This is a genomic window from Amycolatopsis sp. FDAARGOS 1241, assembly GCF_016889705.1.
Taxonomy (GTDB): domain Bacteria; phylum Actinomycetota; class Actinomycetes; order Mycobacteriales; family Pseudonocardiaceae; genus Amycolatopsis.
Genome location: NZ_CP069526.1, coordinates 8,887,357 through 8,900,122, shown reverse-complemented (window position 1 = coordinate 8,900,122; position 12,766 = coordinate 8,887,357). Strand labels below are relative to the sequence as shown.

Annotated in this window: 15 protein-coding genes and 1 tRNA gene; 9 read left to right on the top strand and 7 right to left on the bottom strand. The window is 69.7% G+C overall.

Annotated elements, in window-relative coordinates:
• Positions 1 to 17 precede the first annotated feature (17 nt).
• Complete coding sequence (locus I6J71_RS43205) at positions 18 to 944, bottom strand: neutral zinc metallopeptidase (RefSeq protein WP_204092124.1); 927 nt, start codon at positions 942 to 944, stop codon at positions 18 to 20.
• Between the two features lie 571 nt (positions 945 to 1,515).
• Here I6J71_RS43205 and I6J71_RS43200 point away from each other — a divergent pair.
• Positions 1,516 to 2,046, top strand: coding sequence for a MarR family winged helix-turn-helix transcriptional regulator (locus I6J71_RS43200; protein WP_204092123.1), 531 nt, complete (start codon positions 1,516 to 1,518; stop codon positions 2,044 to 2,046).
• A tRNA-Ser gene (locus I6J71_RS43195) sits at positions 2,010 to 2,096 on the top strand. Before I6J71_RS43200 ends, I6J71_RS43195 begins: the two co-directional genes overlap by 37 nt.
• A gap of 52 nt (positions 2,097 to 2,148) precedes the next feature.
• Here I6J71_RS43195 and I6J71_RS43190 read toward each other — a convergent pair.
• A complete protein-coding gene (locus tag I6J71_RS43190; protein ID WP_204092122.1) occupies positions 2,149 to 2,430 on the bottom strand; it encodes a DUF2277 domain-containing protein in 282 nt (93 codons plus the stop codon).
• Positions 2,431 to 2,522: 92 nt separating this feature from the next.
• Here I6J71_RS43190 and I6J71_RS43185 point away from each other — a divergent pair, with 92 nt between their 5' ends.
• Positions 2,523 to 3,461, top strand: coding sequence for an Ldh family oxidoreductase (locus I6J71_RS43185; protein WP_204092121.1), 939 nt, complete (start codon positions 2,523 to 2,525; stop codon positions 3,459 to 3,461).
• Here the strand turns inward: I6J71_RS43185 and I6J71_RS43180 are convergent.
• Together I6J71_RS43180 and I6J71_RS43175 are read right to left on the bottom strand one after the other, a co-directional pair.
• A complete protein-coding gene (locus tag I6J71_RS43180; protein WP_204092120.1) occupies positions 3,458 to 3,685 on the bottom strand; it encodes an RNA-binding S4 domain-containing protein in 228 nt (75 codons plus the stop codon). The genes I6J71_RS43185 and I6J71_RS43180 overlap by 4 nt on opposite strands.
• Positions 3,686 to 3,710: 25 nt before the next feature.
• On the bottom strand, positions 3,711 to 4,448 hold the full coding sequence (locus I6J71_RS43175) for a serine protease (protein WP_204092119.1): 738 nt from the start codon (positions 4,446 to 4,448) through the stop codon (positions 3,711 to 3,713).
• A gap of 68 nt (positions 4,449 to 4,516) precedes the next feature.
• Here I6J71_RS43175 and I6J71_RS43170 point away from each other — a divergent pair, with 68 nt between their 5' ends.
• Both I6J71_RS43170 and I6J71_RS43165 read left to right on the top strand, forming a co-directional pair.
• On the top strand, positions 4,517 to 5,350 hold the full coding sequence (locus tag I6J71_RS43170) for an SDR family oxidoreductase (protein ID WP_204092118.1): 834 nt from the start codon (positions 4,517 to 4,519) through the stop codon (positions 5,348 to 5,350).
• Between the two features lie 114 nt (positions 5,351 to 5,464).
• Complete coding sequence (locus I6J71_RS43165) at positions 5,465 to 6,139, top strand: hypothetical protein (protein ID WP_204092117.1); 675 nt, start codon at positions 5,465 to 5,467, stop codon at positions 6,137 to 6,139.
• 130 nt (positions 6,140 to 6,269) lie between these two features.
• Here I6J71_RS43165 and I6J71_RS43160 read toward each other — a convergent pair whose 3' ends face one another.
• Together I6J71_RS43160 and I6J71_RS43155 are read right to left on the bottom strand one after the other, a co-directional pair.
• Positions 6,270 to 6,926: a response regulator gene (locus I6J71_RS43160; protein WP_204092116.1), complete on the bottom strand. Its 657-nt coding sequence runs from the start codon at positions 6,924 to 6,926 to the stop codon at positions 6,270 to 6,272.
• Entirely contained in the window at positions 6,923 to 8,503 is a 1,581-nt protein-coding gene (locus I6J71_RS43155) for a sensor histidine kinase (RefSeq protein WP_204097539.1), read from the bottom strand. Before I6J71_RS43155 ends, I6J71_RS43160 begins: the two co-directional genes overlap by 4 nt.
• Before the next feature lie 181 nt (positions 8,504 to 8,684).
• Between I6J71_RS43155 and I6J71_RS43150 the strand changes: the two genes are divergently transcribed.
• The 4 genes from I6J71_RS43150 to I6J71_RS43135 all read left to right on the top strand — a co-directional run bounded on the left by I6J71_RS43150 (position 8,685) and on the right by I6J71_RS43135 (position 12,383).
• Entirely contained in the window at positions 8,685 to 9,491 is an 807-nt protein-coding gene (locus tag I6J71_RS43150; protein ID WP_204092115.1) for an ABC transporter ATP-binding protein, read from the top strand.
• On the top strand, positions 9,481 to 10,359 hold the full coding sequence (locus tag I6J71_RS43145) for an ABC transporter permease (protein ID WP_204092114.1): 879 nt from the start codon (positions 9,481 to 9,483) through the stop codon (positions 10,357 to 10,359). Before I6J71_RS43150 ends, I6J71_RS43145 begins: the two co-directional genes overlap by 11 nt.
• Positions 10,359 to 11,414, top strand: a complete 1,056-nt coding sequence (locus I6J71_RS43140; protein ID WP_204092113.1) for an ABC transporter substrate-binding protein — start codon at positions 10,359 to 10,361, stop codon at positions 11,412 to 11,414. The genes I6J71_RS43145 and I6J71_RS43140 overlap by 1 nt, the downstream gene beginning before the upstream one ends.
• Before the next feature lie 246 nt (positions 11,415 to 11,660).
• A complete protein-coding gene (locus I6J71_RS43135) occupies positions 11,661 to 12,383 on the top strand; it encodes a G1 family glutamic endopeptidase (protein WP_204092112.1) in 723 nt (240 codons plus the stop codon).
• Here I6J71_RS43135 and I6J71_RS43130 read toward each other — a convergent pair.
• Entirely contained in the window at positions 12,364 to 12,738 is a 375-nt protein-coding gene (locus tag I6J71_RS43130) for an antibiotic biosynthesis monooxygenase (RefSeq protein WP_204092111.1), read from the bottom strand. The genes I6J71_RS43135 and I6J71_RS43130 overlap by 20 nt on opposite strands.
• Positions 12,739 to 12,766 lie beyond the last annotated feature (28 nt).

Sequence of the window (12,766 nt, the reverse complement as noted above, 5' to 3'; positions counted from 1 at the left end):
CCCTTTTCGCGTGGGTGTCAGCCCAGGTCGCTGGTGCTGAACGTGTTGCAGCGCGCCGGCTGGCCGCTGGTGAAGCCCGTGGTGAACCACTTCTCGCGCTGGGCCGACGTGCCGTGCGTGAAGCTCGACGAGTCGACGCTGCCGCCGCCCAGCTTCGACTGGATGTAGTCGTCCCCGATGCGCGAGGCCGTGTCGAGGGCGCTGGCGATGTCGTCCTGCGTGATGTTCTGGACCAGTGGTTTGCCCGACTCGGTCGGCGTGGTCGACGCGTGGTTGGCCCAGACGCCGGCGTAGCAGTCGGCCTGCAGTTCGAGGCGCACGGAGCCGGACGTCGGGCCGGTGCCCGTGCCGCGCTTGGACGTGCCGGTGAGGTTCTGCACGTGGTGGCCGTACTCGTGGGCGAGCACGTAGGCCTCCGTGAAGAGCCCGCCCTGCGCCCCGAAACGGGTCTTCAGCTCGTCGAAGAACGACAGGTCGATGTACACGTCGGAGTCGCCGGGGCAGTAGAACGGCCCGGTGTCCGACGTCGCGCTGCCACAACCGGTCCGCACGCCGCCGGTGAAGAACCGCGTCGGCGCCTTCCGGTAGGTCTCGCCCGAGCGCGCGAACTCCTGCGACCAGTAGTCCTGGACCGAGTTGATGATCGCGACGATCGCGCAGTCGTGATCCCGGTTCGCGTCGGCGCCCGTGTGGCACTTCTGCGCGAGCGTGGTGCTCTCCAGCTGCTGCCCCGAGCCAACGTTGTCGAGCCCGAGGCCGCTCGAAGCGCTGCTCGGCCCGAGGCTCGCGCCGCCGAACTGGGAGATCAGGAAGTAGATGACAAGGCCGACCAGCCCGATGCCACCTCCGCCGAGGGCGACGCGGCCGCCGATGCCGCCACCGCCACTGCCCCGCAGGTCCTGGACCTCGGAGGTGTCCAGCCCCGCGTCGTCGTCGAATTGCACAGCGGAAGGGTAACGGGCGAGCCGGACAGCCACCCGGGCGTGGGGCGGAGGCTGCGGACACGAGCCTGGGTGCGGCTCATGCGCTGCGAGCCGCACCCAGGTACTACCGAGGTTCTTCTGTTGGTGGCGGTTGCCCACCGGCCGGGCCGGCGTCCGGCGGTGCCGTCGCGGTGCCGAGGCCGCGATGAGATAACAGCGCCAGATCGACGCCGGATGCGCGAGAGAATTGCCGAGCGCACCGTAGATGCCCACTCGTGCTGTTCACAGTCGCGACCGATCCGGTACGTGGTCCGTGCCGGCCGCGGGGACACAGCGGGTGGTCAACCGCTGGAACTACCTGCCATGCCACCACCTGGCCTTCCCGGTCGGGAGGTCGGTCTCGGCGTGACCCCTGCGGCCCGCCTGATACCCGATCAGCCCATCCGCTGACAAGAAGGATGCGCTTCTTCGCGCCGACTCTCAACCTTTTCGTAATCCTCCTTCGGGGGAAGTTTCACCGGGTTTTTCACCTCGACCCGCCACTGCGATCCCGGACCGCGCGCAGGTCGGGTGCGCCTTCTACGCTGCACGGATGAGCGACGAGCAGGCAGTGCGCTGGCTCACCGGCGTCGAGCGGGACGCGTGGCAGGCGTACATCGTCGCGTCGCTGCGGCTGCGGCAGCGGTTGCACCGGGAGCTGACCGACGGCCACGGGGTGTCGCTCGCCGACTACGAGCTGCTCGTCTGCCTGAACCTCAGCGCCGACAAGCGCGTGCGGATGTCCGAGCTCGCCTACCAGCTGGGTTCGACGAAGAGCCGGCTCTCACACCAGGTCAGCAAGCTGGAGCTCACCGGGCTCGTGCGCCGCTGCCCAGACGCCGACGACAAGCGCGGAGTGATCACCGAGCTCACGCAGGCCGGTCAGCAGCTGCTCGACGAGGCCGCGCCCACGCACCTGCGCGGCGCGCGTGAACACCTCATCGACCTGCTGTCCCCCGAGGAGCAGGCGGTGGTCGGCGCCGCGTTCGGCCGTGTCCTCGAACACCTGGACGACCTGGACAACCGGCGCGATACCCTGACCGACAGGGAAGCGTGGCAGAGCGGCCGAATGCAGACGCCTTGAAAGCGTCCGTAGGGTGAAACCTACCGGGGGTTCAAATCCCTCCGCTTCCGCACGTGCGTGGCCCCGGCCGTCGAGCCGGGGCCATGACTTTTTCAGCGGCCGTCAGGCCTTCTTGAGTTCCTTCAACGCCATCCGCGCCCGCACCTCCGGCCGGCGCAGCGGCGGCACGGTCGCCGGCGGCTGGCGCCGGTCGGGGAGCTCGCCGAGCAGGCGGGTGGTGATCTCCGCGATCTGGGCGACGGCCGCTTCGAACGGCTCGCGCGTGGCGTCCGAAAGCGACTGCACGCCGGTCACCTTGCGCACGTACTGGCGCGCCGCCGCTTCGATCTCTTCCGCTGTGGCGGCGGGTTGGAGGCCGCGCAGCGTCGTGATGTTTCGGCACATGCACTTCAGGGTACGTGTCTGCGGAAGGCCTCATCACACTGTCGGGCCATGTTCGTTGACGTGGTCGGAACCCCTTGGGCAGTCTCGATGAAGTGCCCCTCAGACCACGTTCGCTGCGCCCCGCCCGCTCCGCCGTCTCCACTGAAGTCCCTGACGACACACCGATTCCCGAACAGGTCTGGCAACGAGTACCGGCCGATGAACTGGTCACCCTGGTTTCCCTGATCCTGGTGGCGCATGACTATCCCGACCACCGGGCCCGTGCGGCCGCGGAAGCCTTGTGCCACGGCGATCTCACGGGTGCCCCCGACACCGGCGTCGTCGAGTTGACGCGAACCCACCTGGCCAGCTTGGAAAACGGCGAAGTAGCGCCGCGCGCCGAGCCGTTGCTGATCGCCGATCGCGGGGCCGCCGCGCTGGTCGACTACCGCCGTGGCCCGGGGTTGTGGGCCGTCGGCGACGCGATGGACCGCGCCGTCGTGCGCGCCGGGCGCTTCGGCGTCGGGCTGATCTCGCTGAGGGGCGTCGGGCCGTTCGGGCGCGTGGGGCACCACGCGGCGCGCGCGTTGCCCCACGGCATGATCGGCCTGGTCATGGCCGCGGGCGCGGCCCCGGGCCACCCGCTCGGCATGGCCGCGCCCGCCGGCGCGTACCCGGAGTTCGTGCTCGACGTCGACCTGGCCGACGCCGCGCGAAGCCCGCAGTTCGCCGGCTTCGCGTTGCTCGTCGACGTGCTCGCGGGCGTGCTGTCCGGCGTGGCCGACCACGACAACGACACGGGTCTGCTCGTGCTGGCCATCGCCCCCACGACGCTGCGCAGCGCCGACGGTTTCTACCGGGCGGCCAGCGCGCTCTTCGGCAGCATGCTCGGCTGGGAGGGCGGCTCGCCGATCCGCTACCCGGGCTGGCGGGAGGCGCAGTACCTGGAGCAGTGTCGCGCGCTGGGCGTCCCCTTGCGCGCGCCCGTTCGGCGGCAGCTGGACTCGCTGGCGCTGAGCCTGGGGCTGCCGCCGCTGACGAGCGTGGATTAGCGCGCCAGCGTCACGCGCCCGCGGTCGCCGCCGACGGAGACCACGTCGCCGTCGGAGAGCTGGCGGCCGCGGCGCGTCTCGACCTCGCCGTTGACCCTGACCTCGCCGGATTCGATGAGGTCCTTCGCGTCGCCACCGTCCTCGGCGAGGCCGGCCAGCTTCAGGAACTGGCCGAGCCGGATCGGCTCGCCGGTGATGGGGACGTCGCGCACGGGCTCGCTCATACGCCGCATCATCCGCCATCGCCGGTCACGGGCGCGAGGTGGCTTGCCGGTAGAGCGTGGCGACGTCGTCGTCGAAGTAGCTCGAGTACGACACGTCGTCGGTGTCGCCGCCGGTCTGGAAGCCGCCGATCACGCCGACGACGGTGCCGAGCTTCGTGCGCGGGTCCGCCTTCGTCACCCACGGCCCGCCGCTGGTCCCGGTCGCGAAGCCGGGGCAGTCGACGCGCAGCTGGTAGGTGTCCTGCCGCGACGTCGTCCTGGCGCAGACGGCGGGTGTGTCCGAACCGTCCGCGTAGCCGGTGACGGTCACGGGCCGCGTGAACGGTCCGTTCGTGCCCAGCCGGTTCGCCCCCGTCACATCCTCGATCCGAGCCGTGCCATGGTGGGCGGTGGCGAAGCCGACGTCGAGGTCGGGATCGGAGTCGTCGGCCCAGCCGGGGCTCACGAGCTCGTCGCCGACGGCCCAGAACCCGAATGGCGCGACGCCGTCGTGGAAGCCGGGCGCGAAGGTGATGCCGGTGAGGTATGCGCCGCCCGAGCCGCCGTGGAGGCAGTGGGCGGCCGTGAGCAGCTCGTCGCCGTGAGCGCTGTCGACCACGCTCGCGCTGCAGTAGTGGGAGCCGTTGAGGAACAGCGCGCCCACGCCCGGATCGCCGGCCGTTCGCGCTGGTGACGCCCGGTGTCCGGCGACGGCCACGACGGTCCCGGTCGCGCCCAGCAGCACGGCCGCGCCCACCAGTGCCACCACCGGTGCCCGCCGCATCCGTCCTCCCGAAGATCGCCCGCGCCACTAGTATCCAAAACCTGGCGCACGCGAGGAGGGGAACGGCGATGAAGGAGTTCACCGACAAGGTCGCGGTCATCACCGGAGCGGGCTCGGGCATCGGCCGCGCTCTCGCGCTCGGCCTGGCCGGTCGCGGTGCGCGGCTCGCACTGTCCGATGTGGACACAGAAGGCCTCGGCGGCACGGTGGAGAGCGCCAAGGCGCTGGGCGTCGACGTGCGTGGCTACGCCCTCGACGTCGCGGACCGGGCGGCAGTGCTCGCCCACGCCGACGAGGTGGCGGAGACCTTCGGGCGGGTGAACGTCGTGGTCAACAACGCCGGCGTCGCGCTGGGCGCCACCGTCGAGGACATGACGTTCGAGGACTACGACTGGCTGATGGGTGTCAACCTCGGCGGCGTGGTCAACGGCACCAAGGCGTTCCTGCCGTACCTGATCGACTCGGGCGACGGGCACCTGGTGAACATTTCGAGCGTGTTCGGATTCGTCGGCGTGCCCACTCAGAGTGCGTACAACGCGGCGAAGTTCGCCGTTCGCGGATTCACCGAGGCGTTGCGTGAAGAAATGCTCGCCGCCCGGCATCCGGTGGCCGTGAGCTGCGTGCACCCGGGCGGGATCAAGACCAACATCGCCCGCCACGCGCGCGGCGGCAGCGGCGGCGACCAGGAGGCCGCGGCGGCCGGCTTCGAGAAAATTGCCATGACCACACCGAAGAAGGCCGGCGAAACGATCATCCGTGGCATCGAACGACGGTCGGCGCGGATCCTCATCGGACCCGACGCGTATGTCATCGACGCCATCCCGCGCGTGCTCGGCTCCGCGTATCAGCGCCCGCTCGCGACTTTGGCCCGGCTGGGCTTCAAACGGATGGGCAAGAACTGAACGAGGAGCCGAAAGCAATCTTCACCCAATGGAGTTGCCTTTCTTACGAACTTCTCGGAAATGCACCAGAATGCTCACGTCCATCCGTGTGCCCGTACCCCGGAGGTTCCCCCGATGCTCCGCACCGCCGAGCGACGTGCGACTACGCCCGCTGATGACCTGCTCGACCGCACGGGCATCATCGCGGCGAGCCTGCCGCGTGGGCGGCGCAGCCCGGAGGACACGCAGCCCATCCCGGCGGTGCCGGCCCTGATCCCGGTCGCGGGTGACGGGGCGAGCGCCGCCGTCCTCGCACCGGTCGACACCCGGCCCCGCGCCGTCGTGTCCCGCCGTCGCACGCGCGCGTGGGTCGCCGGCCTCGGAGCCCTCGCACTGCTGGCCCTGGGCTGGCTCGCCGGCGGCCTCTTCTCGGGCAGCCCGCTCGGCGAGTCCTCCGACGACGTCGCCGCGCCGAGCGACCAGCGCGATGCGCTCGTCGGCCCCCAGCAACCGGCCGCTCCCGCTCCGTCCCCCGCGCCCGCTCCGGCGCCGCCGGCCGCCCCGGTGACCGTGTACGTGCCCGTGCCGGACCACCAGTCCCAGGTCAAGTCGCACGAAACCACGCTTCCCACCACTCCGCGCTCCGCCGCGACGCCCCACAAATCCACCTCGGACGACACCGACGACGTGGCCCGCGCGGACACCAAGCCCGCGTCTTCGGGGAAGTCCCAGGCCACCTCGGAGTTCGACCAGTATCTGGCGCAGTGGAGGACGTGGATCGACCTGGCGAACCGGATGTCGCGCCGCTGATCTGGGGATTGGCGCGGTCTCGGGACGACCCTGAGCCGACTGCCGGCCTGCCGCGGCTCGCGAAGCGCTCGAGCGGTGGTCCTTCGGCCGACCCGAACCGGCGGTGACGCCGATCTGCTGACCCGTCGGTTCAGCCGATCCAGACGTACTCGTGCTCCGGCCGTCCCGTCGCGCCGTAGCGCAGGCGCATTTCGACCGCACCCGATTCGGCCAGGGCGGTCAGGTACCGCTGCGCCGTCGCGCGGGCCATGCCGAGTTCACCGGCGATTTCCGAGGCCGACAGCGGTGCCCCCGACCTGCGCAGCTGTTCCGAAACGAGCCGGGCCGTGGCGCTCGACTGGCCTTTCAGCGTCGCCGCGCGGTCCTGGTCGTGGAGGGCGCGGTAGGCGCGGTCGACGTCGTCCTGCGTGAACGGCCGGTCGGTGGTGACCTGACCGCGGTAGCGGGCGTACGCGGTGAGCCGTTCGGCCAGCTGACGGGTTGTGAAGGGTTTGATCAGGTAGTTCAGCGCGCCGGCGCGGATGGCGGAGGTGATGGAGGCCGTGTCGGTCGCGGCGGAGAGCACGATGGTGTCCGTCTGCAGCTCGGGCAGCAGCGACAGGCCGGGCTCGTCCGGCAGGTACACGTCGAGCAACACGAGATCCGGCGCCAGCTCGCGCACCCGGGCGCGCGCCTCGGCGGCGGTGTGCGCGATCCCGGCGACGGTGAAGCCCGGCGTTTCCGCCACGAAACCGGCGTGCACCCCCGCCACGCGGAAGTCGTCGTCGACGATGAGCGTGCGGATCACGAGGCGGCCTCCACGAGCAGATCAGGCAGTTTCGCAACGAACAAGGCCCCCGACGAGTCACCACCGGGATCGGCGAGCCACACGTCCCCGCCCCGCGCGCGAGCGGCCTGGCGGGCGAGCGCCAGCCCCAGCCCGTGCCCCGGCGCCAGCTTCGTCGACACTCCCTCGTCGAACAGGTTCAGCCGCACCGGCGCGGGCACGCCGAGTCCACTGTCCACAACGGACACGTGCAGCGCCGGGCCGTCGGCGAACAACCCGACCTCCACCGTCGCCGGCCGGCGCGGTCCCATGCGAGCGGCGTGCAGCGCGTTGTCCACCAGGTTGCCGATCACGGTCCCCGCGGCGACGGGGTCGGTCACCGAACCACGCACGAACGAGTCGTCGGCCAGCTTCAGCTCCACGCCCTTTTCCAGCGCCTGCTCGGATTTCGCCACCAGCAACGCCTGCAGGTATGGGTCCGCCACCGCCTCCCCGCCCAGCGGCAACGACCGCGCGGACGCCGTCTCGGTCAGCGTCTGCAGGTACTCCTCGGCCTCCGCGTGGTGGCCGAGCTGCAGCAGCCCGGACAGCGTGTGCAGCCGGTTGGCGAACTCGTGCCGCTGCGCGCGCAGCCCATCGGACAGCGAGCGGATGCCGTCGAGCTCGCGGCTGAGGGTGTCGAGGTCGGTGCGGTCGCGGAACGTCAGCACCGTCCCGAGCGCGCGGTCGTCGCGCCGGACCGCGCGCGAGTTCATCACCAGCACGCGATTGCCGGCCACCGCAAGGAGATTGTCCACCGGTTGCCCTTCCTCGACGGCCTTGCGCACCCGCGGCGACAGCTCCAGCTCCTCGACCCGCGCGCCCACCGGAAGGTCGATTCCGAGCAGCCGCTCGGCTTCGCCGTTGCGCACGGACACGCGCTGCGCACCGTCCACCGCCAGCACGCCTTCGCTGATGCCGTGCAGCACGGCTTCGCGTTCGTACAGGAGCTCGGTCAGCTCGTGTGGTTCGAGGCCGTGCGTCACACGCCGCAGCCGCCGGTTGAGCAGCGCCGACGCGCCGGCACCGAGCAGCAGCGCGCCCGCCGCGAAGCCGAGCGTGATCACCAGCAGCCGGTTGAAGTCGCCGGTCAGCGTCGCGACTTCGAACCCGACGCTCACCTCGCCGACGACCCGCTTGCCTTGCCAGATGGGCGTTTTGCTGCGCACGGAAAGACCCAGCGTGCCGCTTTGCACCGCACTGACGACGTCCTGGCCGGACAGCGCTTCCGCGGGGGTGCTGACCTTCCGGCCCACCTCACTCGGAGTCGGGTGCGCCAGCCGGATTTCGTGGTCGTCCGTGATCACCACGAACAACGCGTCGTTCCCCTTCGTCACCGCCTGGACGCGTTCCTCCAGCGCGCCACCCTGCCGTCGCGCCGCCGCTCCCTCGACGACAACGGGATCGGCCGCCACCGACTTCGCGATCGCCAGCGCGCGCAGCCCGTACTGCTCCGTCAGCGTCGACCGCAGCAGCCAGCTCACGAGCGCGACGCCCAGGCCGACCACGAGCGCCACCACACCGATCTGCAGCAGCAGGACCTGGCGGGTGAACCGCATGCGTTCGAACAACGCCCACTTCGGCATGCGAGGCAACATACCGCCGGCTCAGAGCCGTGCGCTAAACGAGCAAAACGTGGAGAACGAGCAGAGCGCACGCGAAACGTCGACAAGCTTCCCGCCGTCTTGCTGCGCTCTTAACCTGCGTCGCAGTCCCCACCGTGACGAAGGAGTCACCACGATGGCCCCACCCCTGATCGAGCTCGAGCGCGCGACCAAGAGGTTCCCCAGCGGCTCCGGATCCGTGCACACCGCGGTCCGCGACCTGACCATGACCGTGCAGCCCGGCGAGTTCGTCGCCGTCGTCGGCCCGACGGGCTGCGGCAAGTCGACCACACTCTCGCTCGTCTCCGGCCTGCAGCCCGCCTCCGCCGGCTGCGTGCGCGTGAACGGCGCCGAGGTGCGGTCCATCCCGGAGGGCGTCGGCTACATGTTCCAGACCGACGCCGTGATGCCGTGGCGTTCGGTGCTCGACAACGTCGCGTCGGGCCCGCGCTTCCGCCGTGTGTCCAAAGAGGACTCCCGGGCGAAGGCGCTCGACTGGATCGGCCGCGTCGGCCTGTCCGGCTTCGAGAAGTACTACCCGCACCAGCTCTCCGGCGGTATGCGCAAGCGCGTCGCCCTCGCGCAGACGCTGGTCACGGACCCGAAGATCCTGCTCATGGACGAGCCGTTCTCCGCGCTCGACGTGCAGACCCGCGCGTTGATGCAGGACGAGCTGCTGCGCCTGTGGTCCGGTTCGGGCGCGGCCGTCATCTTCGTGACCCACGACCTCGACGAGGCCATCGCGCTCGCCGACAAGGTCGTCGTGCTCACCACGAGCCCGGCGACCGTGAAGGACGTCTTCGAAATCCCGTTGGAGCGCCCGCGCAAGGTCGAGGAACTGCGCCTCACCGAGGAGTTCCGCTCGATCTACTCCGACATCTGGGAATCGCTGCGCGGTGAGGTCGACAAGGCCCGCCAGAAGGGAGCGACCGGTGTCGCTTGAGACGACCTCGGCACCCGTCGTGCCGGTTCTGGAGTCCGAACAGGACATCCTCGCCACGGCCAAGAAGTCGGGCGCGCGGCGCAAGCGGAACGTGTGGTTGCTGCGGCTGGCCATCCTCGTGGTGTGGCTCGGCAGCTGGGAGCTCGCCGGCCGCTACTGGATCGACCCGTTCTTCTACTCGATGCCGTCGAAGATCTGGGAACGGCTCGTCGAGTGGTTCACCGTGGGCACCGACTTCGGTTCGATCTGGTACCAGATACTGGTGACCGTCGAGGAAGCCGTGATCGGGTTCGTGCTCGGCGCCATCGCCGGTGTGCTCTGCGGCGTGGTGCTCGGCCGCAGCCGCTACCTCGCCGAGGTGCTGGCCCCGTTCATCAAGGCGGCCAACGCGCTGCCGCGCATCGTGCTCGCGGCGCTGTTCGTGATCTGGTTCGGACTCGGCCTTTCGTCGAAGATCGCGACGGTGTTCATCCTCGTGTTCTTCGCAGTGTTCTTCAACGCCTTCACCGGCGCCCGCGAGGTGGACCGCAACTTGATCGACAACGCCCGAATCCTGGGTGCTTCCCGCTGGGCCGTGCTGCGGTCGATCGTGCTGCCGAGCGCGACGTCGTGGATCCTGTCGTCGTTGCACGTCGCGTTCGGGTTCGCGCTGATCGGTGCGGTCGTCGGTGAGTACACCGGGGCCAAAGCCGGCATGGGCTTCCTGATCGCCAACGCGCAGGGCACCTTCGACACCGCCGGCGTCTACGGCGGCATGCTGATCGTCACCGTGGTCGCGTTGTTCGCCGAATGGCTCATCAGCACCGCCGAGTCGCGGCTGCTGCGCTGGCGTCCGCAGATGACGGCCCAGGCCGGCGCGGTGATCTGATGCGTCTCAAAAGGACGGTTGCCGTCGCGGCCGCGCTGCTGATGTCCCTCGCCGGGGTCACGGCGTGCCGCGATTCGCGCCACATCGACCTGGGCAGCAGCGGCAAACCGCACATCAAGATCATGATCGGCGGGATCTCCAAGGTCATCTACCTGCCCGGTCAGCTCGCGCAGCAGCTGGGTGAGTACGAGAAGCAGGGTCTCGACGTCGAGCTGTTCGACCAGCCGTCGGGTGCGAACGCCGAGACGTCGCTGCTGGCCGGTGAAGTGCAGGGTGTGGTCGGGTTCTACGACCACACCATCGACTTGCAGGCCAAGGAGCAGTGCATCACGAGCGTCGTGCAGTTCTCGAACGTTCCGGGTGAGGCCGAGATGGTTGCCAGTGCGAAGGCGGGCGAGCTCCGTTCCGGCCAGGACTTCCGGGGCAAGAACCTCGGCGTGACGTCGCTGGGTTCATCCACGGACTTCCTCACGAAGGCGCTCGCGAGCCGCGGCGGCGTGGACGGCAAGGACTACACACCGGTGAAGGTCGGGGCCGGGCAGACGTTCATCTCCGCGCTGCAACAGGGATCGATCGACGCCGGCATGACCACCGACCCGACGATCGCGCAGCTCACGAACACTGGCCAGGCCAAGATCCTCTACGACATGCGGACTGTCGAGGGGACGCGCGCCGCGCTCGGTGGGCTGTATCCGGCCAGCTCGCTGTACATGAGCTGCGAGATCGTGAAGCGCTACCCGGACGTCGTGCAGAAGCTGGCCAACGCGTACGTGGATTCGTTGCGGTGGCTGAAGAACCACACACCGGAGCAGGTCGCGGACGTCATGCCGCCGTCGTTCGCGGGCGGGGACAAGGCCTTGTACGTCAAGTCGCTGCGCGACAGCCTGCCGATGTTCACCGCGGACGGGCGCATGGACCCGGCCGGTGCGCGGAACGTGCTGAACGTGCTCGGCGCGTCGTCCAGCAACGTGAAGCCGAGGAAGGAGCGGATCGACCTCTCGCAGACCTACACCACCAGGTTCGTGGACACCGCGCTCACGCGCTCGGCGCGGTGAACCACGCGGGTCCGTCCTTCCGCGCGGAGGACGGGTCCACCCGTGGCGGCCGCTCCGCCTTCCCGGGGCGGCCGCCACGGACTTCCCCGCACACAAGGGAAAATAAGGACAATCTGGTGAAGAGTTCCCGGAATGTGAATACCCTTCGAAAGTAGCTACCCACCTGCTCACGCGGATCCAACACTGTTACCGGTGCGCACCGCCTGTAACACCCCGAGTCCCCATCGGTGATCAGATTGGATTCGCATGAACTCGCCTCTCTCCTCACGGACCGCGCGGGTCCTGGCCGTCACGGCGGCCGCCGCGGCGAGCCTCGCGGCCGCAGCCGGCGTCGCCACGGTCAGCACGCCGTCGTTCGGCTCGTTCCACGGCCAGAACTTCTCGGGCGGTAACTGGGGCGGCTACGTGAGCTTCGGGAGCTTCACGACCGCGACCGCGAGCTGGACGGAACCGTCGGTGACCTGCCGCTCCAGCAACGACCTGTTCGCCCCGTGGGTCGGCATCGACGGTGACGGATCGTCCACTGTGGAGCAGACCGGCGTCGCCACCGACTGCTCCAGCGGCCGGCCCGTGTACCAGGCCTGGTACGAGATGTACCCGGCCGCGCCGGTGTACTACTCGTCGTCGTCCGCCCCGGTCAGCGCGGGCGACCACATCTCGGCGACGGTCACGCGCACCGGGACGAACACCTACCGGCTGGACATCAGCGACACCACCAAGGGCTGGTCCAAGACGATCAGCAAGTCGTTGACCTCCAAGCACTCCTCGGCCGAAGCCATCATCGAGTCGCCGACCGACTCCTACCCGACCATCTCCGGCGGCGTCTCGTTCACGGGCGTGAAGTTCAACGGCCAGAACCTCGCCTCGACCAGCCCCCAAGGCCTCGACGCCGACGATCGCGGCACCGGCACCTTCAGCCCGAGCGCCATCGGCTCCGACGGCCAGAGCTTCACGATGACGCGACACTGAGCTCGTTCGGGGGCTCCTCTTGTGGGGGAGCCCCCTCGCCGCGGCTGAACCCGTAGGAGCGTTCGACGCGGGCGACCCGCACGTCGTACTCCTCGTACCAGTCCCGGCGGCCTTGTCGTCGGCTTTCGGTGTGCTCGACGTTCTTCCGCCACCCCGCGATGGCCGCTTCGTCCCGCCAATAGGAGACGGTGATGCCCAGCCCGGACGGATCGCGCACCGACGTCTCGCCCAGGTAGCCGTGCTGCTGGGCAGCGAGTTCCGACATCCTCGCGGCGCGCTCGCCGTACCCGTTGTCCCCTTCGGTGCGGCGGGAAGTGAAGATCACCGCGTAGTAGGGCGGTTCAGGTCTGTGCATGCTCGGTGTATACCTGGCTTGGGGCAGG